We start from the raw sequence: 26719 nt of genomic DNA on the forward strand, positions 1-26719 counted from the left end.
CAGCTGTGAAGCCAACTTCCCTAACAACTTACTCGCTATTGGTTGCGATTGAATTCTTAATCTACCTGTAAGGTAATTTTTCGCATCAAAGAAGTAGCTAAATTATTGTCATAATACGCAGCTTCATTTACAAAAGCGGTATAAAGTGTCTCATCGCCGTCTAAATTAATTACACCACCATCAAACAACTGGAACAATGGCTCACCCGGTTTAACCGCTTTAAAATCGCTGTCTTGAATGTGTTTATGAACCATACCAATGCGCTCACCACTTTCATCAGTTGGTAATTTAAGGCTTTTGACAAATCTAAAGGCTTCAATTTCTGTTGGCAACTCAGGCACAGAATCCGTATTAAACAACTCAACAAAATCTAAAATATGCTGGGTTAAAGTTTCACTCTGTTCAAATACATCATGACGTAAAACCGACTGAGGAACAGGGCCGACTTCAACAATTACACCATACTTACCAATAGTGCATAACAAATGATGATCTTCGTTGGCTTTATGGTCTTCATCACAAAAAATAACCGCTTCAGGCATTTTACTTTTAACATAAGCAGCTAAACGCGAATAAAAAACACCTTTTTGCGGCATCAATAGGGTTGGCCCCATGTTGCTGGTTGTCGTGTGTAAATCAATCACCAAATCTGTTTTAGGGTTACCTTTTGGGCCCAAAATTTGGTTAATACTCTTCGCACGTAATGCTTCGTAATAAGCTAAGTCAGGATTTGCTAAATCTTTACTGGCAAACTGACGATTCAAATCTTTATCTACATAACGGCGATTAATTTCATAGGCTTTTGGATTACCTTGCAACAATTGAGTCGAAAATGTTGAGCGACTGATCTGCTGCTGGGCTTTTTGCCACTTTTTCATTAAGTACACACCGGTAATCTCGTTTCCATGTGTACCACAAACAACTGCAACAGTTTTAATTGACATATAGGCGCACCTTCAAAAAATTGGTCTTAAATACGAGATAAGCTAAATCTAGCAGAATAAACAGCAGTTTTTTAATTACTTATAGATATAAGTTAGCAGAATTATCAGTTTACACCACAGTTAAATTTATTTGTTTGCAACAAGTCTGCCGCAACATTGGTATGGAAATTGATTATCTATTTACAAGCTAAGTTAGCAGCCAATTTTTTGGCAGCTAACCAAACAAATGATAACAAGCAAGAGGTATCAAATGATCAATTCAGTTAACCAAAATCCTTTTTCAGCACAATCGACATTGAACTCTGCAGCAAATGTTCAGCAATCAACAAGCAGCAATGGCAATTCAACAATCAACTCGCAACAAGCACAACACTTGCTCAATAATATACTAGCCGCCTCCCCTACTGAGCTATTAGCCTCTGTATCTGCCAACAAAATGAATGTGTCACAAGCCTTATCCTTGGTAGATTAAGCTAGCTATGCTAATGTTCTGCTATTGCATGTAGATATCTGTGTGTTATGCAGCCAAAAACAACAACAATCGACAAATCGTTACAGAACATTATTGAACAACTGATTAAGTTTTATCAGAAGCCTAGTTTTGATAAAGCTTATGAAGCACTAACCGCCAAACTACCCACACAGAAAAAATTTTTAATTAAACAGGAATTAGCCCGCCTGTTTAAACCTTTTGATCGCAGCATAGATATGTCGCGAGACTCAGCTTATCCAATCAGCGAGTTTATCTGGCAAGGCAAACGTTTCTATTTAGATGAAATCGGCCGACGTATTTTTTTACTCGAAGTGGAAAAGTTTGATAATCAATACACAGAAGGTGTGTATGAACGGGTTACTGACGGTAAACTGTATGCTAAGTTTGAAAAACAGTATGCCTACGAACAAAAGATTCGCGAATTCGAAGTTGATATTTCCGAGCTAGGACGCACAACTCGCCGTTTAGAAGAAAGATTACACTGTGCCAAACCTGTAACCTTACACAGACAAAACGGCCAGGCGTTAGAAGTTATCACATCAAATATATCCCGCAGTGGCTGTTTATTAAGAGTAAAACCATTTGCGGCTTTACAACGCGATGAAGTTTTTGAAATCGACTTTTCATCAATGACCAGCCAATTTAAATTTAACGGCCATCCCAGAGCTGGTTATCAAGTTAAATTTTTAGCACAAACACCTGATAAAGATGGCTGTCAGCGAGTTGGCGTGCAGCTTTGTGAACATAATTACGAATGGACACATTTTCTAGATAAATATGTGCTTGCTAACCGAGCCCAGTATAAAGTTGATATCACCAATGCAAAAGATTTAGCCGAGACACGTTTATTAGAAGCACACTTGCTCAATACCAGTGGCTGGATGAGCGTATTTGCTAGAACAGCACAACAGCAGTTAAAACAACTCAACTATGTTCTAACCAATCCAACTAGCAAAACCCTTTACGACTATTTTATTGATGAAAATAATCTAAATCGGCTCAACGGCATCCTAGTGCGCCTATGGCCACATTTATCCGAAAACTCGAATGCAATTGCAGTTGTTCGCTTTGAACAGCAAGGAAAAATTCAGTTTTTAGCCGCAACTTTAACCCAATTAATTGAACAGAAACAACTTGCGAGCTTTGTCGCCTTTGCCAATCAAAAAGGTATTTTGCAATTATTAATGCTGCGTAAACGCGAAATTAACGCCAAAGAGATAGAAGATATAAAATTTAGTTGGTTTGACGACCAGAAAAAAGCCGACCGTGCATTATCACCGCTTAATGATATCAATCAACTGATTAGCCTATATCCACTCAACCAGCAAGAAACAGCACTAGAATTAGACAAAGGCTACAAGCTAACCAATGACAAAGTTAAGGCACTTACTCAATACTTAGCACCAACAATTAAAAACCATCACATAGGTCAATTTGACGTACAGCCGAAAGATGCACGGAAAGAGAATAGATATTTTTATACAACATCTGTCCAAGCAACTAACTTAGAGCAAAATACCACGGCAGCAGGGAAACTAATCGACTTATCCTTAAATGGCTTGAGCATTAAAATAGACAATGCAGCACAACATTTTCAAGTCACGCAAGTCATTGCTGTCACAGTGCCAAAGTTCGAACAATTTGGTGAGCGCAACGCCATCCATAATGCTTTATATCAAATAGTGGGGATCAATCCCAAAGCGCAAACACTGCATTTACAAGTATATGAAAACGAAAATGCACAAAATATTCGCAACTTTTTACAACTATTAATTCAAACGAATCGCACTCTGTTATCCATTAACGACAGTTACGATAAATTTGTTATTTTGCAAAAAGCCTTGCGTATAGCATTTATGACCTTCTACCCAGCCATTGCATTTGGTTTAACCCGCTCAGTTAAAAAACCCTTTAATGTGGCGCGTTTATTAACCTCTAACTACAAAACCCAAGAGTTAATCAGCCTCTCCGACTTACAATCGCCTATTCAGCAACAGCATGTGTCGGTGTTTCAGTTAATTTACGATGATAAACGCAACCCACCGTTTCTACGTTCAATCACACGTTTTTTGAAAAGTGGTGAAGCAATTGCAGACGAAGTAGCGTTTTATTTGATACCGGGACGGGTAGATATTACAAAACAAGCTCGTGCAGGGGCAAATCCGCGGCTGCAAAATCAATTTATCCGCAAAGCCGTCAGTCATGATGGATTAAAAGTCTTTAGTCTAAACATTCAGCCGAGCGCTAAAAATTTAATCAATGAAATTAGTGAAGAGCTCAATTACATAGCTAGATATAACAAACATCAAGCTGAGAAAATTCAAGCATTAGCCAAACAACTGTGTGGCATTATTGAGGTGGTTGATACGGATGAGTTTTGGTGGGCTATTGGCAAAATAGATATTAACAAATATTAATATCTATTTGTCCAATGGCAGATTAAGCGAACACCAACGACGAAAACCGCCATCCATATTAATCACTTGGCGATAACCCATTTTTTGTAGGTTATCCGCAGCGAGCGCAGATCTATATCCACCACCACAATATAAAACAAGTTTAGTTTGTTTATCAGGGAATTTAGCTTCAATATCGCGCTCAATAGTACCTTTGCCTAAATACACAGCGTTCGGTAGATGACCTGCTTGCCATTCATCTTGCTCGCGTACATCAACTAAAATTAAAGACTTATCTGCTTGTTTCATTTCAAGATAAGTCTCAATATCAATTTCTTTGATGCGACTGCGCGCGTCGTCAACCAAGGCGATAAACGCAGCACTATGTGATGACATGATGTGGTTCCGACTTAGATAGCGTCTTCGTTTTCTTCGCCAGTACGGATACGGATAACACGCTCAACATCAGTTACGAATATTTTGCCGTCACCAATTTTGCCACTTTGCGCAACTTTAACGATAGTCTCTAAACAACGGTCTACTTCATCGTCGCTTAACACTATATCCAAACGCACCTTAGGTAAAAAGTCGACATTGTATTCAGCACCACGATACAGCTCTGTGTGCCCTTTTTGGCGGCCAAAACCTTTAACTTCGGTTACCGTCATGCCGGTAATACCAATTTCAGCTAATGCTTCGCGCACGTCGTCTAGCTTAAAAGGTTTAATGATAGCTTCTACTTTTTTCATAATTATATCCCCTTAAAATTTTTAGTGCTCTCGGCCAAAACCAGACGTTATCGGGTAACGTCTATCTTTGCCAAAATTGCGTTGTGTAACTTTCGGTCCAATCGCTGATTGGCGGCGTTTGTATTCGTTAATATCCACTAAACGCACAACCTTTCTGACAATTGCTTCGTCATAGCCTAATGACACAATATCAGCGATAGATAAATCATTCTCCACATAGGCTTCTAGAATAGCGTCTAGATCATCATATGGAGGTAAACTATCTTGGTCAACCTGATCCGGTGCTAACTCAGCAGAAGGAGGACGAGTAATAACACGTTCAGGTATCACTTTACCTAGAGTATTGCGGTAATTTGCTAATTTGTACACCATTGTTTTTGGTACATCTTTAATTACGGCAAATCCACCAGCCATATCACCATATAAAGTGCAATAACCTACAGCCATTTCTGATTTATTGCCTGTGGTTAAGACGATACGACCTTTCTTATTCGACAGCGCCATTAAAATAACACCACGACTACGCGCTTGTAAGTTTTCTTCTGTCGTATCTTTTTGTGTACCAACGAACATAGGATCAAGTGCTTGCATAAAGGCATCAAACATAGGCTCAATTGAAACTATATCAAACTCAACATTCATAGCCTGAGCTTGCGCTTTGGCATCTTCTACACTCATTTGTGCAGTGTATTTAAACGGCATCATAACCGCTTGAACTCGTTCAGCACCTAATGCGTCAACGGCCACAGCTAAGGTTAACGCTGAATCTATTCCACCTGACAAACCAAGCACAGCGCCTTTAAAACCATTTTTATTGACGTAGTCGCGCGTTGCCAATACTAAAGCTTGATAAATTTCGGCTTCTTCACAGTCGGCTAAAGCTTCGATACGCGCTTGGGTAAATGCATCGGCAAAATCTAATACAGCGAAATCTTCTTGGCATTGATGTAAACGGCAAACTAATTCACCTGTGCGATTAACCACAAATGACGCGCCATCAAATACCAATTCATCTTGGCCGCATACTTGGTTTGCATAAACTATCGCGACACTATGATTAACCGCGCGTTTTTTAATCAGCGCTTCACGCTCTAGCTGTTTTTCTAAATTAAAAGGTGATGCGTTAAGTGAAACAATAACATCGATATTGAGGCCGTCGTAATGGGCAATTGGCTGGTCATCCCATAAATCTTCACAAATTAATAAACCAATTCTTTTGCCTTGATAGTCAAAACTAACCGCTTGATTACCCGCAGCAAAATAACGCTTCTCGTCAAACACGCCATAATTTGGTAGCGCTTGTTTAAAATATCGAGCCTGCAATTTTCCATCTGCATAAACGCTCGCAGCATTATAAATCAAACCATTTTCTTGAAATGGGTGACCTACAACAACGGCTTTGCCATGACTAATGGCGGCAATTTGCTCAAGCGCAGAATCTAAACGTTTGTATAAGTCTGGACGTAATAACAAGTCTTCTGGTGGATAGCCTGTTAATGCCAGTTCGGGAAAAACGACTAATGCGTTTTTAGGTGATTTTTCTACATCGGCGATAATTTGTTGGCAGTTTTTATCAATTGCGCCAACAGTAAAGTTGCTTTGTGCAATGACTAATTGCATAGAATTCCAACAGTCTTTTTAAATATTTCAATAGTGCAATAATATACCGATTGGCATATAAAATATACGCCAAATCAACATAATATCGTTAAAGCCACACAAACAAAGCTCAGTTGCGTGTCATTATTAATCTTGCAGTTATAAATCTGGACTAAACTGATTTAATTCGGCTTCATAGTGATAACCAATACGCGCCATCTTATCTTCTAAAGTAAATTCATCTACCTCCATCATCATAGCTAACGCATGTAAATCTTCACACTCATGACGCAGTTGATCATTAACTATGCCCAACAAAATATTTGGATCCATAGTGGTTGCTTTTATGTAAATCCATCTTGCCCTCCAGCCGCCTGAATAAATAATTGGTAGTCAAATTGCGCTATTGCGCAGTATTAACCATAGTACAGCTTGGCGAATTGCCAACTTAATCGCAAAAGTAAAATTTGCTGCTTGAGAAAACTGTAAATAAATACGGACAAGCTCATTTGAAACTAGCAATTCAAACTGCGGCATTTTCTTGGCATAATGCATGTTCAACAACAAGGTATTATACAGATGGCGCAAAATATAACTTGGCAAGCAAAAAAGCCAACTCAATCGGTTGAAGAAATAAAGTCTTCCCCACACTCATTAGAAGCAGAACAATCTGTTGTTGGTGGATTATTATTAGATAACGAAGCTTGGGATAGAGTTGCTGAGCGTGTAGTCGCACAAGACTTTTATCACCACGCCAATAAGACCGTATTCGAGCACATGGCTAAATTGGTTGAGCAGCATCAACCAATAGATTTAATTACCCTGTCTGAATCGCTAGAACAAGCCAAATTATTAGAAGAAGTTGGTGGTTTTGCTTACCTTGCAGAAATAGCTGACAACACACCAAGTGCCGCTAACATAACCGCTTATGCCGATATTGTGCGTGAACGTGCGGTAATTCGTGAAATGATCGCGGTTGCCAATGAAATAGCCGAAGCTGGTTACGACCCACAAGGCCGTAGCAGTAGCGAATTGTTAGATCTTGCCGAAAGCCGCGTATTTAAAATAGCTGAAGCACGAGCAAATGCCAACGAAGGACCAAAACAATTAAAAGATGTACTTGCGTCAACCATAACTCGTATTGAAGATGCGATGAAAAATGGTGCCGACGGTGTAACGGGTGTAACCACAGGTTTTAACGATTTAAATGATATGACCTCAGGTTTACAACCATCAGATTTAATTATTGTGGCGGCACGTCCATCAATGGGTAAAACAACTTTTGCGATGAACTTGTGTGAAAATGCAGCTATGTCGTTTGATAAAGCAGTGCTGGTATTCAGCTTAGAGATGCCTGCAGAACAAATCATGATGAGGATGTTGGCTTCACTTAGCCGAGTCAATCAAACCAGTATTCGTACCGGTAAGCTAGAAGATGAAGATTGGGCGCGAATTTCATCAACTATGGCTTTGTTGGCAGAGAAGAACAATATTTATATCGATGATTCGTCTGGCCTAACGCCAACAGAAGTACGCTCACGTGCGCGTCGTGTCGCTCGAGATCATAAAGGTGGTATTGGTTTAATCATGGTCGATTACTTGCAGCTTATGCAAGTACCAGGTTTATCTGATAACCGTACGTTAGAAATTGCCGAAATTTCCCGTTCACTCAAAGCGCTGGCGAAAGAATTACAAGTACCTGTGGTTGCCCTGTCACAGCTTAATCGTAGTTTGGAGCAAAGGGCAGACAAACGCCCGGTTAACTCAGATTTGCGTGAATCAGGCTCTATCGAGCAGGATGCTGACTTAATTATGTTTATCTATCGTGATGAAGTTTATTACCCAGAATCAGAGCGTAAAGGTGTAGCAGAAATTATCATAGGTAAACAACGTAATGGTCCTATCGGCCATGTAGATGTTGCTTTCTTAGGCCAATTCTCGCGCTTCGACAACCTAGCAAGAATGGAATACCAAGGGTATTAAAATGACAAAGGGGCGTCTTGCCCCTCCATTGTCTCCACTTCCTAAGTCTTGTTGCTCAATCGTATGCAGCTTCAATCATCACAGAAGATAACAAACCATATACGTCTACCCAAGCTTGTTTAACTTCAGCAGTAAATGCATCGCCCAAACCTTGCTCGAGTGTCCAAATTAACGCATCACCAACTACAGCATAATGCGCTTTAGTCACACCATAATCAATATGACGTTTGGCTAAATCCTGTGCTACCGGTACTAGCGCGTCTAAATTTGTCAAACTTGCGACGGCTGTCCCAATCATCTGCATTAATTTAGCGCCCTGCTCGGTTAAATCAGCTTTAAAAAGCGGACGTACTTCAGGCGCAATTTCAAATAAGCGCGCATAAAACATAGCTGCCGCTTGATCTGCAATTGGTGCCACCTTAGCAAAAGTACTTTGTACTAACTCTACTGCGTTATCTTGCATAATATTATCCTTACTATTGGCTTTGGCTGACCATATATTTAACGGCGAGTTCGATTTGAGCATCAGTTAAACTCGCGTTACCACCTCGTGCTGGCATAATACCCGTGTCACCTTCAAAGCCATTTTTAGCATGGTCAAATAACACAGGTAGCCCTTTGGCAATTCTTTTCGACCACATTTTTTTATTGCCTATAGGTGGAGAACCAGCAAGACCTTGTGCATGACATACAGCACAGGTACCTTGCCATATTGTTTGGCCTTCAGCTAACGCAACTTGCTCGGGCGATTCCGAGCAAGCTGTTAATAATAGTGAAGCACCAACAAATACATAAGAGCCTAGTTTCATAACTTTACTCCTATACTCACATAACGAGAGTATGTTGATTGAATTAACCTAGTGGTACACGAATGACTACGCCACCCATAACATCACCGACTTTAAAGTCTGTTTTTGGTGAATCTTTATGATCGTTGTGGCAAGAGGCACATACTGGTGCAACGGCCACGTCTGGATAGATAGCAGTGAAGTAAGTTTTTCCACCCAAAGTTTCTTCTTTGTAGAAGTTTTTACCTGGGTTATCCACTATGAATTGTAAACCTTCTTTTTCTACTGCGGTCACTGGCGCATTTTGGCTATTGATTGGCCACAACGACTGTAATGAGTATGAGAATTTGTCGGTTTTCTCAGCAACAGTTTCTGCACCAAAACGGAACATCTGTGCCGGTAAAGGTAAAGCCTTATCATCCATAAAGTGTTCGGATGCTTTAATCACTTTCTCCTCTTTAGTTAAACGCCCAACAACTTTTTTAGTGTATACAGCACGATCAGAATCCATTACCAAATGCAAAGCATCGGTGAATTGCTGTGGTGATATACCCGCTTCTTTATCTCCTCCACAAGCAGATAAAATAGCGATACTTGAAGCAGCTAATGTCATTTTTAAAGTGTTTTTCATAGTGGTTTCCTCGTTGGCTTGGTTAAATCTATTTCACCCGCTCAACTGCCATATCAATACTCTTGATATGTAAGCTAGGCGCATGTAAAAAGTTGTTTTTAATTAATTCTTGATCGGCTAAAGCGTCTATCGAAAAAGCCAATCCATGACAGTTCATACAAACTGAGCGCAGCATTTTTTCATTCGGTCTTAAGTTGTCATTGACGTTGTGGGATACTGCATGTTTACTGCCCTGCTCAACAACTGGCATATGGCAAGTTGCACAACTGACCCCCTCACCCTGGGCAATTTCACCTGCCAGCTCTTGCTGCCATAGTTGACCATGCGGGCTTTGTTCAAATGCCAAACTGTGATCATCAGCATGGCAACTCAAACAGGACTCGCTTGCTGCTTTTTGTAAATCGAGTTCATGTGGTCCATGACAAGTAGAACAGGTCATTTCTTTGTCTAAACTATCTGATTGGAAAACTAGCCGACCTTGAGCCGGTGTCATAGGAGACAGACTTTGGCTTAATTTATCTGACAAACGCATGCCATGATGGCTTTGGCTAAAGCCTTGCCACTCTTGTTCGTGACAGTTTTGACAAACCTGAATTGCTGGTTTTTGCTGCCAGTCAGAATTGTTCGCTTGGTGACAGTCACTACACTCAACGCCGACGGTTGCGTGGCTGCTTGCTTGCCAGTGTTCAAACACTTCTGGCGGCGCTTCAACCGGTTGGATATCCGCAACAGTTAAAGCTTTAGTTTGTGGGTTTTCCGCCAAATATTTAGTGACAGCATCTCGCAACGGGCGCATCGCAGGCATAAATAAATCAGCTTCACCTGCATGTTTAACTAAAAAATTTTCGTATAAAGCTTTGTTATCGTGATAATTATGGCAACCGGCACTGGCACAAGTTTCAAACCCCATACCTTCATGGCTTGGCCTTTCTGTGACTATGTCTTGGTGACAATGCCAACAAAAATCATCAGCCAAAGTCACACCCATAGCTCGAGTTTGTTCATTTTGATGCTCTAAATGACAAGTTACACATTGAGTTGCGTCCAATACGGCGAGTCTGTCAGCGTTGCGCGGGTCAGTAAATTTTGCTTTTGGATGAGAATCTTCTGCCATAGATAATTCTTGCGCGTGACAATTTACACAAGCATCTTGAATAACCTCGCCCCCACCAAAGGGTGAAGTGTGACAAGTCGAACACGCAAGTTCTATTTGATGATGCCCATGAGTGGCTTCACCAATCAAAAAACTTGATTTATCTTCAGACCAAGCCAACTCAAACAGCAAATATGCTGCTAATGCAAGGCTTGAAAAAATCCAAATTATCCAAGAAACAGACTTCAAAATGCTCACCCACTAAAAATAATAAACAGAAACTATGTGAAAACTCAGTAGTACAGGCAAAGGCCAAACCGCGAGTATGTGGCCCCACAAGCTAGCTTTTCGCAGTACCTTGGCTTGTGAGATAGATAATTTGTGCTCTAGCGAAATGACTGAGCCAAGCGCAATACCAAGTACAGCGGTTGCAACAAAACTAATCATTAATGCTTGATTTAAATTGACGCCAAAACTTAAACCGCTATGCAGCAACAAAGCGAACAATGCGACTATGGCTAAAGATGAATGAATAACGCGCCATGCAGGGAAACTTAACCACTGGAATTTTTTAATACGTTTGCGCAGTGATACAATTGCTAGAAATATCGACAAGGCTAATAAAGTAAAACCTGATATCTGTTTGTATAAAGGATCGATCCAAAATATCTCTAATGAAAAATCCTGTACTGATTGAGCAACGGCAATCGCCGGAATAAATATCAATAAAAATGAAAAGATTAGCGATGCAAAGGAGGTTTGTAGTAAAGGTTTCCAATATTCAGTTGCCTGGGTATTTTGACTCCCGCATAACTCGGCTATTAAAGGTTTACACGAGCCACAAACTGTACCCGCACCAGTTTCTGCACTGACTTTGGCTTGCGAGCAATCTTTAAAAGCATTAACACAACCAACAATGCTAGATTTAGGCACAGCCATACATTGGCACACCAAAGCTTCATCCGGCCAATCCATAACACCTGAATCGCTATTATTAAACAGCTCGCCTGTTTGTTTGAATTTCCATAAATGCCAAGGCCAAATTGAACGGCCAGCAACTATATGCTCTTGTACTCGGCGCGATTCACTCCAACCACCAATTGCTTGTGCACCAATAATTTTGCCACTTTCAATGACAATTTTGCGGTAAATCTCTCCGTCTTGATAAACCCATTCGTCAGTTCTTGGTCTGCGTGGTTTTTCAACTTCACCAACTGAAAATACCTGTTCACCAACTACTTTTAACTCTGTAGCTGTGGTACTGCCTAAATAAGCTGCTGGCTGTCCTGACAAAAATGCAGCCAAAACAGCCGCTTGTTCGAAGCCAGGCGCAACCAAGCCATAAGTGACATTTTGATATTCAGCACACTCACCAATCGCATATATGTTTGGCTGATTGGTACGCAGATGATGATCAACCTTAATTGCCCGACCCACGTTGATGTCGTGATTAAATGCGAGTTCTTTGTTCGGTACTATACCAGCGGCAAATACCACAGTGTCGCAATCAATCACTTTGCCATCTTGTAGCTTGATTGCTTCGACCCGCTCTTCACCAAGTATTTCAATAACACCTTCGCCACATTCAACATTAATGCTCATATGCTCAACACTTTGTTGCAGCATTAAACCAGCTACTTCATCAAGTTGATTGTTCATCAGATGATTTGCACGCTGCACCACGGTAATTTGGGTGTTGAACTTTCTAAGGGCTTTGGCCGTTTCAAGACCAAGTAACCCGCCGCCCAACACACAGACATGACGGGCGCGAACCGTGCGAGCGAGCAAAGCTTGTACATCATTCATATCGCGAAATGAATAAACACCTGACAAGTTTTTACCCGGAATATTTGGAATATATGGACGCGAGCCTACGGCTAATATCAACTCACTATATTTGTGTGTTGTGCCAGTTACATCTGTAACTGTCTTGTTAGCTGCATCTATATCAACAATAGCGCAGTTGAGGAAAGGTGTTACCGCATCGTCAGCTTCAATGCTACTCCACTCGTGACTTTTTAGTTCGTCCCAACCTAAATCATTGGCTAATAAAGAAGAAAGTTTAACCCTGTTGTATGGTGTCCAAGGTTCATTACCAAATAGTTTTATTTGTGCATTTGGCACATGTTTGCGAGCTTCTGCTACAAAGCGCAAACCAACAGGTCCAGTACCAATAACGATAATAGGATCTTTCATTCTAATTTTGCTCCGGTGGCTGTAGAGTCAAAATTTGTGCAAAAAAAAGCCCGTAGTGATAACTGCAATAAAGCAACTATCGACTACGGGCTACAATGCCTAACAAATTTTCATTACAGCTAGAGCAATGCAAATCCTAAACCAAAAGTAAAATACCCTTAAATTTCAGCAAACTAACAAAAACAAATATGCATAATGCTGTTTAACAAGCGCTTTAGTGCATTATTTTGGTATTTCCCTTACCACAAATAGTGCACACTTTGTGCGGGTAAATATTGCGCTCGATCAAAAAAGCCGACTTTCGTCGGCTTTTAAATTCTCATTAACCAATAATTATTAGTTAGAAGAAATTTCTGCTGTTACTCGGCGGTTTTTGTTACGGCCTTCAGCTGTTGAGTTATCAGCTATCGGGTTAGACTCACCTTCGCCTTTAGAAGTAACACGAGCTGAATCAACACCAAACTTATTAATCAAGTGAGCAGCAACACGTGCAGCACGCTTTTCAGATAACATTTGGTTGTAAGCAGCTGAACCAGTTGAGTCAGTGTGACCAACTAATTGAACTGACGCGTCTGGATATTGACGTAAGAAATCAGCAACTTTCTTCATTTCAGAGTCATATTCAGCTGGAATAACGCTACTGTTGTTAGGGAAAGAGATATATAACTGAATAGAAACAGTTTCTGCTAACTCTTCTTTACAGCCATTATCAGTCACTTTAGCGCCTTCTGGCGTCATTGGACATTCATCTAAATAATCGTATACACCGTCAGCATCACGGTCGAAAGGACAACCTTGGCTGTTTACACGAACACCAGTTGGTGTATTTGCACACATATCAGAACTATCAGCTACGCCATCCGCATCTGCATCCATAACAGCTGGCTTAGCTGGTTTTGCAGGAGCTGCAGCTTTAGTTTCTTTTTTAGCAGGTTTGCTGCTAGCTTGACCGAATTGATATTTCAAACCAATGCTAGGCATAGATTCGATTAACGTTGAATCAAAAGAAACTAATAAATCCCAGAAGAAAGTTGCAGATAATTGAGGTTGAATAAAGTATTCATAACCAGCACCTGCACGGATAGCGACTTTGCTTTCTGAACCTAAAGTTCCAGCATCCAATTTATATTGACCTAAACCAGCTTTTGCCAACAAGCTATTTTCGCCAACTGGCGCATAACGGTATACACCGTTTACAGACAATAAGCTTACATCAGTGTCAGTTGCTGAAGCTGTGTCAGTTTCAGTGCTAGCCATGTTATAATTAACTTCAACAGCCCACTCTTTATCGATTTGATAACCTAAACCTAACCAAGGACCAATTGCGCCGTTGTCTACGTTATGTACGTCAGTATCGAATAAGAACATGTTTGCGCCGCCAGTTACGTATAGCTGCTCTTTTGCTAAATCATTAGCCAAAGCGTTTGCTGAACACAACATAGCTGCAGTTAAAGTTGCTAGTTTAAATGATTTTTTCATAGTGAATATCCTTAACCATTTTATTAAAAACGGGTGTTGTTTATGAAAGATAGTGACCCAATTACACCATCCTAAAACGACATTTATATGTATACAGTCAAATTTTTGCCTTTTGTTTTCAGGGTATCCTAACCTGAAATCAAAAAGCGATGTGTCAATTTAACTAAGATGTGAACCAAATCTCATACAAAGTTAGCTATATCATAGCTCTTATTACTAAGTGATTGAATAGTAAATATCGACGTTTAAACAAATTTTTAATTTTTTTAACCCCTTTTTAGGTTTTACCTCGTTATCAATAGTGAATCATTAAAATAACTGAGGATAACTTATGCATACTTTAGCTTTTACCAGTGTTAGACCTAACCCACAAATAACCCAGCAAATAAGTAAAATGATTAGCATAGTTTTATCAGGGGCACTTATTAGTTTTGCCTTGTTTGTTACTATGGAATTATTAGTACGAGCACCTGATGCACCAATAGAGCAAATGACCTACGTGCCAATTGGCCCTATTGTTATGCCAAAACCAGAAACGAAAGTGATCACCAAACCGGTAAAATTACCGCCACCGCCGGCGCTAAAAGTACCACCTTTACCACCGAAAAATATTGCAGATCCTGTTAACGCCATTGGTAATCCAACTTTAACAGTGCAAACTCCAGTAATTGAGCCTAGCATAGGTAATACAATTACTTTTACTGGCCAAGGCAATACCCAAGCGACTCCGATAGTGCGCATTGACCCTAAATACCCAGCAATTGCGGCTAGAGACGGAATTGAAGGTTGGGTTAAACTAAGCTTTGATATCAGCCCTACGGGTGAAGTAATCAACGTAAAAGTGTTAGAATCTGAGCCGCGTAGAATATTTGATCGTTCTGCAGCAAAAGCTTTAGCTGGCTGGAAATATAAACCCCAATTTGTTGATGGCCAAGCTAAGATACAATCGGGTTTGAGCGTTAAATTAGACTTCACATTAGCAAAGTAGCTAGGGAAATAATTACAATTGATAACACAAGCACTTAAAACTTTACTGCCGCTAGCAAGCGGCAGTAAAGATGAAATGAAGCTATTTGTTGATACCGGCCAAACTAAATGGTTGCATATTCTGGTCAAACGTCATCAAGATGAGCTGTATAAATTTTTGAGCCACCAAATATCTTGTGAGCTTGCAGCCGATGTTACGCAAAAAACTTGGTTAAAAGTAATAGAAAACAAACACAAATATCAAGCTCAAGGCGAGTTTAGAGCTTGGCTGTATCAAATTGCGCGAAACTTAATGTTAGATGAGTTGCGCAAAAACAAGGCTGACAGCACCAGCGAATTGAGCGAATTAGCATCGGACAAACTAGTGCCAACAACTGATGAATTAGCCAATCAACAACACATTCGAGCGTTTCGCCAAGCATTTAACCTACTACCCATAGAGCAGCGCGAAGCTATCAGTTTACAGTTTGAAGGGTTTGGTCTTAGTGAAATCGCGCAAATTACCCAACAACCAATTGAAACAGTGAAAACCCGCATCCGATATGCCAAACAAAAATTGAAAGGTTTATTGGCGGAGAAAAATGATGAATGATTTAAACGATTCTGATGAACAAAAATTAAAAAACCTCTATCAACAAAGTAAACAACAAATAGCGAATGATGAGCTGTTAACCAAGCGTATTTTACAAGCAACGGATAAGGAAGTTAGAAAACGGCCAATGCAAAAACAATGGTTGGCGATAGCGGCTGCTGTTTTAGTTGCAGTGTTAACTGTGGATATGATCCAATGGTCGAGTAAACTGAGCACCTCTGCTACTCGCGATTACTCAAGCAGTGTTGTGCAGTTAACTCCAATAAACGAATTGCCAGCCGACCAAGTTGTTATTGCCAAAGAAATAGCGCAACTAGAAGCATTTATACAATCAGCAACGGCTGAAAGTTTAACTTTATCGGAAGGATTTAATCAGCATTTATTTGCCTATCAGAGCCAATATATGCAAAAACCTAACTCAATCGTTTATGCCGTGGCGGCACAAATACGAGTTTCAGGTGAACAGTTAATTCTTCATTTTTGTGACAAAGAGACAAAAGTTCAGAAGTTTTATGCAAATAAACTGGATAAACAGCAGCAACAGCAGTTTTTAGCTCAATTGCAACAAGCACAAATGGTCACGGTATATTTATCTACTGATGGCAAGGTAACTGCGATATCTCCGAACCAACAGCAACAGTGCAGCTAGGCTGGAACTAAATTGCAAGAGAGAAAAAGCGCCCTATTACAGAACCGTCAAAAACTGGTAATAGGGCGTTAGCAACATAAGGCTATAACATGGGAGCTTATACTCTGTTTGTTTAACCATCTAAACCTGTCGGCTTCCCATAAGACAGATAAACAAACTCAAGCACATTACAGCAAACTCAAAGCGTTAGACCACACTTGAACTCGTGTAATGTTGGTTAGTTTAGGCATCTTGCTTAAATGCTCAAGTTGAATACGTATGTAATAAAAATGTTTATAACCCAAGTGAATTGAGATTATGTTGAATTAGTATTCAATTTAGAAAACGTTTTCTGTAAAATAGCCAAATCGAGCGACTTTTAGGAAAGTTTTTCATGGCCAGAATGGGTATCAAGCAAATTGCAGCGCTTGCAGGCGTTTCAATTGCAACAGTTTCACGAACTTTGCGTAATCCTGAAATAGTTTCAGAAGACACACGTAAAAAAGTACAAAAAGCGATAGATGAATCTGGTTATAAACCAAATAAACTTGGTGCTAGCCTACGCACACATAGAAGCGGCAATGTTGTAGTGATTATTCCGGATGTGACCGACCCATTTAACTCTGGGATAATTTGTGCAATCGAACAACAAGCACAAAAGCTCGGTTACTCTGTTTTGTTGGGCGATACACAAAATGACGAAGCGCGCGCAAAACAATATGCTGAAATGGCTGAATACGGCCAGGCTGATGGCATTATTCTCTTTTCGCATAAACTGCCGTTTGATCTAGACCCAAATAAAACCGTGCTCGAGCAAATTCCGCCTTTGGTCAATGCCAGTGAAGCAACTGAACATGACGAATTACCCAAAGTATTAGTAGACAACTACTCGGGAGCTTGTCAGGCGACACAACACCTCATTGAGCTTGGCCATAAGCGCATTGCTGTTATTACAGGTCCGTTTGATACCAATAGTACTCAAGAGCGTTTACGTGGATATAAAGATACCTTGTTTAATGCAGGTATTGCCTATGATGAACAACTCGTTTGTGAAGGTGATTATCAGTTAGATTCAGGGGTAAATGAAACGGAAAAACTTTTACTGTTAAAAAATCGTCCAACCGCTATTTTCTGTTTTTGTGACGACATGGCAATCGGAGCCAGTAAAGTATTAAAAGAAAACGGCTATGAAATTCCAACTGACATTTCTTTGGTAGGCTTTGACGACATACGTTATGCGTCATACATAACCCCTACTCTAACAACGGTTCGCCAGCCTGTTGCGGAGTTAGGTCGCATTGCAATGTTGCAATTGCACCAACTGTTAAATAAATCGAGCGCCGAAAAATTAACAGTGCTGCCTCTTGAACTTATCGTTCGCCAAAGTACTGGGCCTGTGAAAATTTAAATTCATCACTTGTAACTCAAACAAAAGGCAGCATAATTAAAGGGATGAGAATTGTAGCTGCTTTCAAACTTGTACTCGTACTGATTTTTCCTCTGTCCTTTGCCGGTATAGCGCAAGGTGATTTCACCCCTGCTGACTATGTCAAAGCTAACGTTTTGCAAGTTCCCTACTTACGTACCGACTATTTTCCAGAACTACTTAAACTTGCACTAGATAAAACAGTTGATTCTCACGGCCCTTATCATATGTATGAGCAGCCATGGATTGGTCCCAAACAACGGATGCGCCAGTTTCTCGCTGATGGCCGTTACATACGTGTACTTTGGAGCACGACCAGCAAAAAACGCGAACAACAACTCAAAGCGATTAAATTTAGTTTAGTTAAAAAGTTAAATGAATATCGCTTTTTAGTTATCCATAAAGGAGAGCAAGAAAAGTTTAACCAAATAAAAACCGTTGAAGACCTAAGCAAATTTACCGCAGTATCTGGTAGCCATTGGCAGGACACCATTATCTTCAAACGCCATCAATTGCCCGTCGTTACTTCTATTGATACAGGCGATTTGATCAAAATGTTTAAATTACGTCGTGGCGACTATTTTGCCCGAGGAGCATATGAAGTTTGGCGAGAGTTAGAACAAGCTGAATTTGCGCCTTTTCAGTTAGAAGAAAAATTATTATTACGCTACAACGCTGACTACCATTTTTTTGTTAATCATCAAGATAAAACCTTAGCAGACAGGTTGCTAATAGGTTTACAAAGAGCCGAGCAAGATGGCAGTTTTGATGAGCTTTTTTTCAGTGTGCCGGAATTTAAACAAGGTTGGAATGCGGTAAAACACTCCAACCGCTTGTTATTAGAGCTCGAATAAGCTTAGTTAACCTGAGCGCAGGATAATTTAAGCCTAGCTAAAATATCCGCATGCGATTCAAATATCTCAGTCGCTTGCTGCAGCTTAGTTACAGAGGTAAAAGTATGTTTGATGGCCAAACAACATAAACCAGCGCCAACCGCAGATTGAATACCACCGGCCGAATCTTCCAAGGCAACTGCCTGCTCAGCCGTTAAGTTCAAGCGCTGTAAAGCGGTTAAATACGGCATAGGATCTGGTTTGTTCTTCTCAGTATCACCACCAGCAACCACACAATCTATCAATTCAGATAAATTATGATGCTGCAAACTTCGCAATACACTCGCTCGCTCCGCACCGGACACTACCGCCAACTTAAGTCCCTGCGCTTTTGCCCAATGGATAATCTCTAGAATCCCTTGCATCAAAGGAAATGCCTTGTTCTGCAGGTATAAATCTGTCTGTTGCTCTTTGACTATCGCAAGTTTGTCTGCCGCTATTGGTAACTTATATAGCTCAACTAAATACTCAGCTGTAATATTGCCGGGTATACCAATTCGAGGAATAAAATCCTCGAAGGTATAGTCTATTTGATATTCAGCTAGAATATTTTGCCAAATTTCAAACTGAGCAGGCTCAGAATTAACTAAAGTACCGTCATGGTCAATTAACAGAGCACAGAGTTTATTCGGCATAATCAATCACTAAACTAGCTTGTTTAATTTCGCCTGGGGTTAAATACCAGCTATCAGAAAACGCATTGCCGCGCTCAACACAAACAAAACTCGGATAGTTTTCTTCACCCAAATCCGCTGTTGCAGCCGCTTTTTTTGCTGCTGGATTCCACACAATTGCACTCTTACAAGTATCGCTACGCAACGCAATTGGTGTTTGAGTGCGAATAATTTGTTCATTGCCTACATTTAGGTATAAACGGTCAACTTCACCGTCAAACACTACATCACCTTGCTGGATATTCGCTTGGTATTGGCTGGTGTTATCTAAATAAGTAGTGAAGTGTAACCCTTCCACTTTTACTTCGCTCAACTCAGATACCGGATGATAACTATGTAATGCAAAACTAATTGGCATAATTTGCTCAGAGCAGTTTTGCGTAGCCAATTTAAGTTCAATTTCATTGCCTAAAACAACCTGGAATTGCGCATTAAATTCGTAAGGGAATAGAGTTAAAGAATCTTCATCTGATTCAATTGAAAAAGTTAAACTAATGCGGCCATCAGATAATTCTTTTGCACTATCTAATTGCCAAATTTTATTACGAACAAAACCATGGCCAGGTTTAGATTTATCTAGTTGGTTTTCACCAAACCAAGGGAAACAGATTGGCACACCACCACGTATAGCTTTGCCTTGTTTATATTCGGCCTTTGGACTTGCCCATAACAAAGGTGCTTTGTCTTTGGCTGCAAACTCAATTAAATGTGCGCCTTGCAAACAAATGCTTGCGTAACATAGTGGAGAATCGATAATTAACAAAGGAAGGGCTTGATGCGCTTGCCCAAAATAACTTTTTGTATCTGATAATTTAATGGCTGAAATAGCCTGAATTTTGTTTTCAATAGTCATGTTTTTGCCTGCATGAAGAAAATTTTGCGTCTAAGTATAACGTTTACACCTAAATCAACCAAGCATAGGCGGCATTCACAAACAAAATGCGAAAAATAAATTAGAGCAAAGCTTTATATTCTTCATCCATACTTGGTACAATATCGCTATTAAGTTCTACTGTTTAGTCTCTAGGAGCCACTGTGGCCGATCAAAAAACCTCTTTGAGTTATAAAGACGCTGGTGTTGATATCGACGCTGGTAATGAATTAGTTAATCGAATTAAAGGTGTAACTAAAGCAACCCGCCGCCCAGAAGTTATGGGTAACATAGGTGGATTTGGTGCTTTATGTAGAATGCCAGAAAAGTACAAAAAACCACTTTTGGTTTCAGGTACAGATGGTGTTGGTACTAAATTGAGACTAGCAATTGATTTGAACTATCACGATACAGTAGGCATCGACCTAGTTGCTATGTGTGTGAACGATCTAATTGTTCAAGGTGCAGAACCATTGTTTTTCTTAGACTACTACGCAACTGGTAAATTAGATGTAGATATCGCTGCATCTGTTGTTTCTGGTATTGGCGAAGGTTGTAAACAGTCAAACTGTGCATTAATTGGTGGGGAAACTGCTGAAATGCCTGGCATGTACGACTCTGAAGACTACGACATCGCTGGTTTCTGTGTAGGTGTAGTTGAAGAAAGCGAAGTTATTGATGGCACACGTGTTCAACCAGGTAACAAATTAATCGCATTAGCTTCATCAGGCCCACACTCAAACGGTTATTCGCTTATCCGTAAAATTTTAGAAGTTTCAAATGCAGATTTAGATGCACCTCTTGCGGGCAAACCATTAAAAGACCACTTAATGGAACCTACACGCATTTATGTTAAGTCTGTACTTAAATTGTTAGAAAGCGTAAAAGTAAGTGCAATTTCGCACATTACTGGTGGTGGTTTCTGGGAAAACATTCCTCGCGTATTACCTGAAAACACTAAAGCTGTGATTGATGCTAAAAGCTGGCAGTGGCCTGAAGTATTCAAATGGTTACAACAAGCTGGTAATGTTGAAACGCACGAAATGCTTCGCACCTTTAACTGTGGTGTTGGCTTAATTATTTCAGTACATGAAGATGACGCTGAAGCAGCTTTAGTTAGCTTACGCCAGTCTGGTGAAAAAGCTTGGATTATTGGTCACGTTAGCGAAGCGACTGACGAAGAAGAACAAGTAGAGATGATCTAACAGTGTCAAAAAATTTTGTTGTATTGATATCTGGCAGTGGTTCTAACCTACAAGCTTTAATTGATGCATGTGAAAGCGGCCTAATTGATGGCCGCATTTCAGCTGTTATTTCAAACAAAGCAGACGCTTATGGTTTAGTAAGAGCAGAAACCGCCAACATTCCTACCCATACTTTAAGTCACAAATCTTTTGCAAGCCGTGAAGAATATGACATTGAACTTGCCAAACTTATTGAAAGCCATCAACCAGATTTAGTGGTACTTGCTGGTTTTATGCGAATTCTAACTGCAAACTTTGTGCAAAAATTTGTTGGTAAAATGTTGAACATTCATCCATCTTTGCTGCCTAAGTACCAAGGATTGAATACTCACCAACGCGCATTAGATGCTGGCGACAAAGAACATGGCGTGAGCGTGCATTTTGTCACCGAAGAGCTAGATGGTGGGCCTGTTGTGTGTCAAGCAAGTATTAGCGTGACTGCAGATGATACAGCTGAGACACTTGCACAACGTATACATAAAAAAGAACATATCATTTACCCACTCGTGGTAGATTGGTTCTGTAAAGGTAAATTAACCATGCAAAATGGAGCAGCTTGGTTAGACGATAAAGTTTTACCGGCAACCGGGATACAGTATGTTGAAGAGAATTAGTGGTTTATCAATTTTTTGTGTTATCTCCAGTGCATTAGCCTTTAATGCATCGGCTCAAGCTGTTGAAACGCAAGCACTGACGCCTTTTACCGCCAAATATAAGGTATCAAAAGGTCGACTGAATTTAGGTAGTGCTAAACGACAGTTATCACAAATTGGCGAAAACCGCTTTACCTTCTCTTACTTCTCGGATTTATCTTTACTTATTTTAAGCGACCACAGACGCGAAACCTCAGAGTTAGTTGTTAATCAACAGCAAGTAAAACCTCTGCGTTATTTATTTAAACGCGAAGGCACAGGCAGTGATAAAAGCACCACTCTCGACTTTAGTAATGGTCAAGTGTTGGATGTTGAAACAGACAAAAAGATTGAAGTAGCTTCTGATATCCAATGGTACGACGAAGTCAGCTATCAGTTGCAGCTAAAACTAGATTTAGCCGCAGGCAAACAAGAAATGTTCTACTACCTAGTTAACCATAAGAAAAAAGATAAACTTTATCATTTTAAAGTGGTTGGCGAAGAAGTGATCGAAGTGCCGGCAGGCAAAATTGAAACAGTAAAATTGCAACGTATTAGAGACGACAGTAGTGATCGCGTCACTGAATTTTGGTTAGCGCCTAAACTTGGTTATTTGTTAGTGCGAATTCGCCAAGAGCGAGACGGCAGTGAAGTTGCTGACGCACAACTAGAGCAGTATGTGTTTAATCCACTGTAAACATACAGTAGTTTAGAATACAAAAAAGGCGAGTTTAACTCGCCTTTTTTGTATCCGAGATTGACTAACCTAGCTCCCCTGCCCTCAAGCCAATAAAATCAATATATAGATACAAATTAAATAAACATATAAAAATTAATTATACCTGTTTAATTAACCAGTAGTTGACCTGTATAAAACATCAGTATACTGTATATATATACACTTTACTGGATAAGAAAACAGGTGCTGCTATGAAAACTTTTATTGCGATTAAACCAAACCAACCAATTCAAATGTGTGCAACCAGCGACAACCAAGCCGAAACAGTTACTAAACGCTTTTGGCAAAAAGTAGCCCGTATTCAAGAAAATAAACGTTGGCTGTGTGTAGTAGCGCCACAGAGTATGCCTTCACGCCAAGAGCTAGAAGAAATGGGCGTGCAGTTAAATAAAATGTTGGTTATCCACCAAAATAAAACTAAAGCGATAGAAACCATTATCAAAGCAGTTAAGGCTGGTAAATGCAGCACTGTAGTTGGCTGGGTAGATGAATGCAGCAGCTTACAATATCAGGCGCTCACTGCTTTAGGCGCACAAAATAACTGTAATACCCTATTGGTTAAAGCTGATAGCCAAGCTAAAACAAACACAGTAAAACAAGCAGCTTAATTACTTTATTTGTTAGGTTATAGCTGAGCAAAATTGAGCTCATAGCCCCCAAAATCATTTCTGTATCAGGTAAGTTTGTTGCGCTTCACTTGATATAAGCACCCAGTTTTTAGTGCATTTGCACCTCTCACCCGGCCAGTTTACTGGCCTTTTTTTACTCTACACCTAACTCTTTTAATCTTTGTTTTAAATAACTTCCTGCTGTATATCTTTCAGATAAAACCACATCAGGTCTTGCATGTAAAAACAGAGGCATGGATATACGTGATTGAGTAGTTGCTTCACCCGTTGGGTTTACCACTCTATGTGTGGTTGATGGGTAATAATGTTCACAAGCTTCTTGTAACATATCGCCAGTATTAATAATTAAATAACCGAATTCTGCTGGTACATCTAACCAGTGACCGTTTTTATCTTTAACCTGTAAACCTGATTGAGTCGCAGCGGGTAATATGGTGAGTAAATTAATATCTTCATGTGCAGCTGCACGAATCGCCCCTTTCGCTTCTGTACCGGCAAAAGGTGGATAATGCAAAATACGCAGCATGGTCATATCTGAGTCAACAATCATATTAGACAGTGGCTCACTGAGCTTTTCAGTTATATGCGCTGGTGTATATTGCTCAACCCAAGTTAACAAGGTACAGGCAAGTTGATTGGCTTGTTGGTAATAAGTGAGCGTATCCGCTTTAAGGTTTTCAGGACATTGACCCCAAGGGTAAAAATGGAAGTATTCTTTGATGTCTTTGACTGATGCGCCCTTAGCAGTTTCAGCTTTTTCGGTTGAGAAAAAACCATCTTGGCGATCTTTATTAAAAGCATAATCGAACTTAGTTTCTGAGCTATAAAACCCTTGCCATTGTTGATATAAATGGGTGACTTGCGCTTTTTCTAAAGGATGATTTTTTAAAACCGCAAAACCTATTTCTTTTAGCGATCTTGCAAATTCTTGTGCTGCATTGTCACTTGTATAATCAATTGCTTCTAACATAAATCCCCTCGCATAAAACTCCAGTATTTGGCAACTGCGGTGTCGCTAACGATGAGGTGTGGGTTATAATTTAGAGCAAAACCTCTTTTTCATGGATGAAAAAGCGGAGCGTACAAGGATGTATTTACAGCGTTTTTGCGAAAATTATAACCCACACCTCATAGTTCAAAACATTAACCCGTAGTGATACAAAGCAAATAAACACGCCCATGCAAATAAACCCGCTACTATATCATCCAACATAATGCCAATACCGCCATGAACAAATTTATCCAACCATCTAATAGGCCAAGGTTTTAAAATGTCAAATATGCGAAATAGAATAAAACCCACCACCACAGTCTGCCAATTAAACGGCATCGCAAATACAGTAATTAAATAACCTACTACCTCATCCCAAACTATAGCTGGGTGATCATGTGTTTTTAAACTATTGGCTGTATAACCACAAATATAAAAGCCCGCGATTGCAAAAGCGATAATAGCGGCTAGAAAAAACCAATTAGGCGTAAAAGCCAACAACAAATAAACAGGAATTGCTGCAACTGTACCAAAAGTACCAGGCGCAACAGGAGCTAAACCAGAGCCAAAACCCAAAGCTAAAAAGTGAATCGGATTTTTCCAACTAATGGTTTTTAATTCAGGTTTAATCTGCAATTTAGACATAAAATTAAGCAAAATGTTGATATCCCAATTGTGTTAGCTGCTGAACCTGCCCGTTTAATAAAGTGGTTACTGTGTGGTTGTTTAGGTCAGATTCTGTAATTCTACCGACTACAGTAACTGCAATGCCGGTTTGCTCAGCAATTTTGTTTATATCCGTAAGGTGTTGTGGATTGACGGTAAAACACAGCTCGTAGTCATCCCCACCTGTTGCTGCATACTGACACGCCTGTGTTTGACTAAACTGGCCAACCAAAGCTTCAGACATGGGTAACTGCGATAATTCAATTTCCGCTGATACTTGTGAGGCTTTAACAATATGCGATAAATCAGCAATTAAACCGTCAGATATATCTATCGCACAGCGTACATATTGTCTAGCCGCTAAACCAAAAGCTACTCGTGGTGTTGGGTGATTAAACCTAGCTAACAAATGCTGTTTATATGCAGGTTTTACTGGGGTTAAATCTGTATCCAATACAAACTGCAAACCACCTGCAGCATCGCCCAAACTGCCAGTCACACACACCAAATCGCCACCTTGAGCATTTTCTCTAAGCATAGCTTGGCTGTGTTCTACTTCACCAATAATGCTAATGGTGACAGCCAGTGGGCCTGATGTAGTATCGCCACCAATTAAATAACAGCCATATTCTTCACTTAGCGCCGCGAGTTGTTGGCTAAATTCACTTAACCAAGCTTGGTTATTGGCAATGTCTTTTGGCAAAGTTAACGCTAGGCTATACCATTTTGGGGTAGCGCCCATCGCAGCTAAATCGCTTAAATTGGTATTAAGTGCTCGGCTAGCAAGTGCTTTGGCAGAGATATCAGCTAAAAAGTGTGTACCCGCAACTAACGAGTCAGTGGTAATTGCAAGAAGATTAGACGATGAAGGATTAGGTTTAATCAAAGCACAGTCGTCTCCTTTATCTAAAACGACTGTGTTTGGCTTATGGCCGAATGCAAAATGCTGAGCGATAAGCTCAAATTCGGCCATCTATTACTTACCGAATGGACGTAATTTTTTAACCGCTTTATCTAACACACCATTGATAAATTTGTGGCTGTCTTCTGCGGCAAAAGTTTTAGCAATTTCAATTGCTTCGTTGATAACCACTTTGTATGGTACATCAACACAGTGCACTAGCTCATATGTTGCTACGCGTAAAATCGCTCGTTCAACCATATCTAAATCATCCAATGGGCGATCTAAATAATCCTGAAAAGCAACATCTAAGTCTTTAGCATTATTTACCGTGCCTGTGACTAAACTACGATAAAAGTTTACATCAAAACTCTTAACATCTACTTCTTCCATTGTAGATTCAATGATATTTACGGCTCTATTGCCTGAAGCCTGCCAAGAGTATACTGACTGTGTAGCAAGCTCACGCGAGCGACGACGATGAGAAGGTTTCAA

The 26719-nt window shown here is 40.1% G+C and carries 29 protein-coding genes; 12 read left to right on the forward strand and 17 right to left on the reverse strand.

What is annotated here, in order from left to right; genetic code table 11:
- Positions 1-56 precede the first annotated feature (56 nt).
- Complete coding sequence (locus ACMZOO_RS02345) at positions 57-944, reverse strand: aspartoacylase (protein ID WP_440905209.1); 888 nt, start codon at positions 942-944, stop codon at positions 57-59.
- A 250-nt stretch (positions 945-1194) separates the two neighbouring features.
- Between ACMZOO_RS02345 and ACMZOO_RS02350 the strand changes: the two genes are divergently transcribed.
- Both ACMZOO_RS02350 and ACMZOO_RS02355 read left to right on the forward strand, forming a co-directional pair.
- Complete coding sequence (locus ACMZOO_RS02350) at positions 1195-1416, forward strand: hypothetical protein (protein ID WP_440905210.1); 222 nt, start codon at positions 1195-1197, stop codon at positions 1414-1416.
- A gap of 47 nt (positions 1417-1463) precedes the next feature.
- Positions 1464-3854, forward strand: a complete 2391-nt coding sequence (locus tag ACMZOO_RS02355) for a PilZ domain-containing protein (RefSeq protein ID WP_440905211.1) — start codon at positions 1464-1466, stop codon at positions 3852-3854.
- A gap of 3 nt (positions 3855-3857) precedes the next feature.
- Here ACMZOO_RS02355 and ACMZOO_RS02360 read toward each other — a convergent pair whose 3' ends face one another.
- The 4 genes from ACMZOO_RS02360 to ACMZOO_RS02375 all read right to left on the reverse strand — a co-directional run bounded on the left by ACMZOO_RS02360 (position 3858) and on the right by ACMZOO_RS02375 (position 6514).
- Positions 3858-4229 carry a rhodanese-like domain-containing protein gene (locus ACMZOO_RS02360; protein ID WP_440905212.1) on the reverse strand — a complete coding sequence of 124 codons (372 nt, stop codon included), beginning with the start codon at positions 4227-4229 and terminating at the stop codon, positions 3858-3860.
- Between the two features lie 14 nt (positions 4230-4243).
- On the reverse strand, positions 4244-4582 hold the full coding sequence (gene glnB, locus ACMZOO_RS02365) for a nitrogen regulatory protein P-II (RefSeq protein WP_440905213.1): 339 nt from the start codon (positions 4580-4582) through the stop codon (positions 4244-4246).
- A gap of 21 nt (positions 4583-4603) precedes the next feature.
- Positions 4604-6202, reverse strand: a complete 1599-nt coding sequence (locus tag ACMZOO_RS02370; RefSeq protein WP_440905214.1) for an NAD+ synthase — start codon at positions 6200-6202, stop codon at positions 4604-4606.
- 138 nt (positions 6203-6340) lie between these two features.
- A complete protein-coding gene (locus tag ACMZOO_RS02375; protein WP_440905215.1) occupies positions 6341-6514 on the reverse strand; it encodes a DUF4250 domain-containing protein in 174 nt (57 codons plus the stop codon).
- A gap of 246 nt (positions 6515-6760) precedes the next feature.
- On the opposite strand from ACMZOO_RS02375, the gene dnaB reads away from it, so the two are divergent.
- Positions 6761-8164: a replicative DNA helicase gene (dnaB, locus tag ACMZOO_RS02380; protein ID WP_026016666.1), complete on the forward strand. Its 1404-nt coding sequence runs from the start codon at positions 6761-6763 to the stop codon at positions 8162-8164.
- A gap of 55 nt (positions 8165-8219) precedes the next feature.
- Here dnaB and ACMZOO_RS02385 read toward each other — a convergent pair whose 3' ends face one another.
- The 6 genes from ACMZOO_RS02385 to ACMZOO_RS02410 all read right to left on the reverse strand — a co-directional run bounded on the left by ACMZOO_RS02385 (position 8220) and on the right by ACMZOO_RS02410 (position 14351).
- The gene (locus ACMZOO_RS02385) at positions 8220-8627 is read right to left on the reverse strand and encodes a globin family protein (protein WP_440905216.1); all 408 of its coding nucleotides are present in this window, start codon (positions 8625-8627) and stop codon (positions 8220-8222) included.
- A gap of 13 nt (positions 8628-8640) precedes the next feature.
- Complete coding sequence (locus ACMZOO_RS02390) at positions 8641-8973, reverse strand: c-type cytochrome (protein WP_440905217.1); 333 nt, start codon at positions 8971-8973, stop codon at positions 8641-8643.
- Positions 8974-9016: 43 nt separating this feature from the next.
- Positions 9017-9583: a Tll0287-like domain-containing protein gene (locus tag ACMZOO_RS02395; protein WP_440905218.1), complete on the reverse strand. Its 567-nt coding sequence runs from the start codon at positions 9581-9583 to the stop codon at positions 9017-9019.
- Between the two features lie 28 nt (positions 9584-9611).
- The gene (locus tag ACMZOO_RS02400) at positions 9612-10925 is read right to left on the reverse strand and encodes an ammonia-forming cytochrome c nitrite reductase subunit c552 (protein WP_440905219.1); all 1314 of its coding nucleotides are present in this window, start codon (positions 10923-10925) and stop codon (positions 9612-9614) included.
- Positions 10926-10937: 12 nt separating this feature from the next.
- Positions 10938-12872, reverse strand: a complete 1935-nt coding sequence (locus ACMZOO_RS02405) for an FAD-dependent oxidoreductase (protein ID WP_440905220.1) — start codon at positions 12870-12872, stop codon at positions 10938-10940.
- Positions 12873-13208: 336 nt separating this feature from the next.
- The gene (locus ACMZOO_RS02410) at positions 13209-14351 is read right to left on the reverse strand and encodes an OmpA family protein (RefSeq protein ID WP_440905221.1); all 1143 of its coding nucleotides are present in this window, start codon (positions 14349-14351) and stop codon (positions 13209-13211) included.
- A gap of 331 nt (positions 14352-14682) precedes the next feature.
- Here ACMZOO_RS02410 and ACMZOO_RS02415 point away from each other — a divergent pair, with 331 nt between their 5' ends.
- The 5 genes from ACMZOO_RS02415 (at position 14683) to ACMZOO_RS02435 (ending at position 18838) form a co-directional block, all read left to right on the forward strand.
- On the forward strand, positions 14683-15339 hold the full coding sequence (locus tag ACMZOO_RS02415) for a TonB family protein (protein ID WP_440905222.1): 657 nt from the start codon (positions 14683-14685) through the stop codon (positions 15337-15339).
- A gap of 18 nt (positions 15340-15357) precedes the next feature.
- Positions 15358-15930: an RNA polymerase sigma factor gene (locus ACMZOO_RS02420; RefSeq protein ID WP_440905223.1), complete on the forward strand. Its 573-nt coding sequence runs from the start codon at positions 15358-15360 to the stop codon at positions 15928-15930.
- Positions 15920-16579, forward strand: a complete 660-nt coding sequence (locus tag ACMZOO_RS02425; protein ID WP_440905224.1) for a hypothetical protein — start codon at positions 15920-15922, stop codon at positions 16577-16579. Before ACMZOO_RS02420 ends, ACMZOO_RS02425 begins: the two co-directional genes overlap by 11 nt.
- 373 nt (positions 16580-16952) lie before the next feature.
- The gene (locus ACMZOO_RS02430; RefSeq protein WP_440905225.1) at positions 16953-17966 is read left to right on the forward strand and encodes a LacI family DNA-binding transcriptional regulator; all 1014 of its coding nucleotides are present in this window, start codon (positions 16953-16955) and stop codon (positions 17964-17966) included.
- A 44-nt stretch (positions 17967-18010) separates the two neighbouring features.
- Positions 18011-18838 carry a hypothetical protein gene (locus ACMZOO_RS02435; RefSeq protein WP_440905226.1) on the forward strand — a complete coding sequence of 276 codons (828 nt, stop codon included), beginning with the start codon at positions 18011-18013 and terminating at the stop codon, positions 18836-18838.
- 2 nt (positions 18839-18840) lie between these two features.
- Here the strand turns inward: ACMZOO_RS02435 and ACMZOO_RS02440 are convergent, their stop codons facing one another.
- Complete coding sequence (locus ACMZOO_RS02440) at positions 18841-19512, reverse strand: HAD family hydrolase (RefSeq protein ID WP_440905227.1); 672 nt, start codon at positions 19510-19512, stop codon at positions 18841-18843.
- On the reverse strand, positions 19502-20404 hold the full coding sequence (locus tag ACMZOO_RS02445; RefSeq protein ID WP_440905228.1) for a D-hexose-6-phosphate mutarotase: 903 nt from the start codon (positions 20402-20404) through the stop codon (positions 19502-19504). The genes ACMZOO_RS02440 and ACMZOO_RS02445 overlap by 11 nt, the downstream gene beginning before the upstream one ends.
- Positions 20405-20586: 182 nt before the next feature.
- On the opposite strand from ACMZOO_RS02445, the gene purM reads away from it, so the two are divergent.
- From purM to ACMZOO_RS02465, 4 genes are all read left to right on the forward strand, one after another.
- Positions 20587-21627: a phosphoribosylformylglycinamidine cyclo-ligase gene (purM, locus tag ACMZOO_RS02450; protein WP_440905229.1), complete on the forward strand. Its 1041-nt coding sequence runs from the start codon at positions 20587-20589 to the stop codon at positions 21625-21627.
- Positions 21628-21629: 2 nt separating this feature from the next.
- The gene (purN, locus tag ACMZOO_RS02455; RefSeq protein WP_440905230.1) at positions 21630-22280 is read left to right on the forward strand and encodes a phosphoribosylglycinamide formyltransferase; all 651 of its coding nucleotides are present in this window, start codon (positions 21630-21632) and stop codon (positions 22278-22280) included.
- On the forward strand, positions 22264-22995 hold the full coding sequence (locus ACMZOO_RS02460) for a DUF3108 domain-containing protein (RefSeq protein WP_440905231.1): 732 nt from the start codon (positions 22264-22266) through the stop codon (positions 22993-22995). Before purN ends, ACMZOO_RS02460 begins: the two co-directional genes overlap by 17 nt.
- A gap of 233 nt (positions 22996-23228) precedes the next feature.
- On the forward strand, positions 23229-23645 hold the full coding sequence (locus ACMZOO_RS02465) for a SulA-like leucine-rich domain-containing protein (RefSeq protein ID WP_440905232.1): 417 nt from the start codon (positions 23229-23231) through the stop codon (positions 23643-23645).
- A 154-nt stretch (positions 23646-23799) separates the two neighbouring features.
- Here the strand turns inward: ACMZOO_RS02465 and ACMZOO_RS02470 are convergent, their stop codons facing one another.
- The 4 genes from ACMZOO_RS02470 to nusB all read right to left on the reverse strand — a co-directional run bounded on the left by ACMZOO_RS02470 (position 23800) and on the right by nusB (position 26719).
- Positions 23800-24636: a 2OG-Fe(II) oxygenase family protein gene (locus tag ACMZOO_RS02470; RefSeq protein WP_440905233.1), complete on the reverse strand. Its 837-nt coding sequence runs from the start codon at positions 24634-24636 to the stop codon at positions 23800-23802.
- 165 nt (positions 24637-24801) lie between these two features.
- Positions 24802-25302, reverse strand: a complete 501-nt coding sequence (locus ACMZOO_RS02475; RefSeq protein ID WP_440905234.1) for a phosphatidylglycerophosphatase A family protein — start codon at positions 25300-25302, stop codon at positions 24802-24804.
- A gap of 4 nt (positions 25303-25306) precedes the next feature.
- Positions 25307-26296, reverse strand: a complete 990-nt coding sequence (thiL, locus tag ACMZOO_RS02480; protein ID WP_440905235.1) for a thiamine-phosphate kinase — start codon at positions 26294-26296, stop codon at positions 25307-25309.
- Positions 26297-26299: 3 nt separating this feature from the next.
- Complete coding sequence (gene nusB, locus ACMZOO_RS02485) at positions 26300-26719, reverse strand: transcription antitermination factor NusB (protein WP_016954746.1); 420 nt, start codon at positions 26717-26719, stop codon at positions 26300-26302.

This window comes from Catenovulum sp. SX2 (assembly GCF_052056295.1).
GTDB lineage: Bacteria > Pseudomonadota > Gammaproteobacteria > Enterobacterales > Alteromonadaceae > Catenovulum.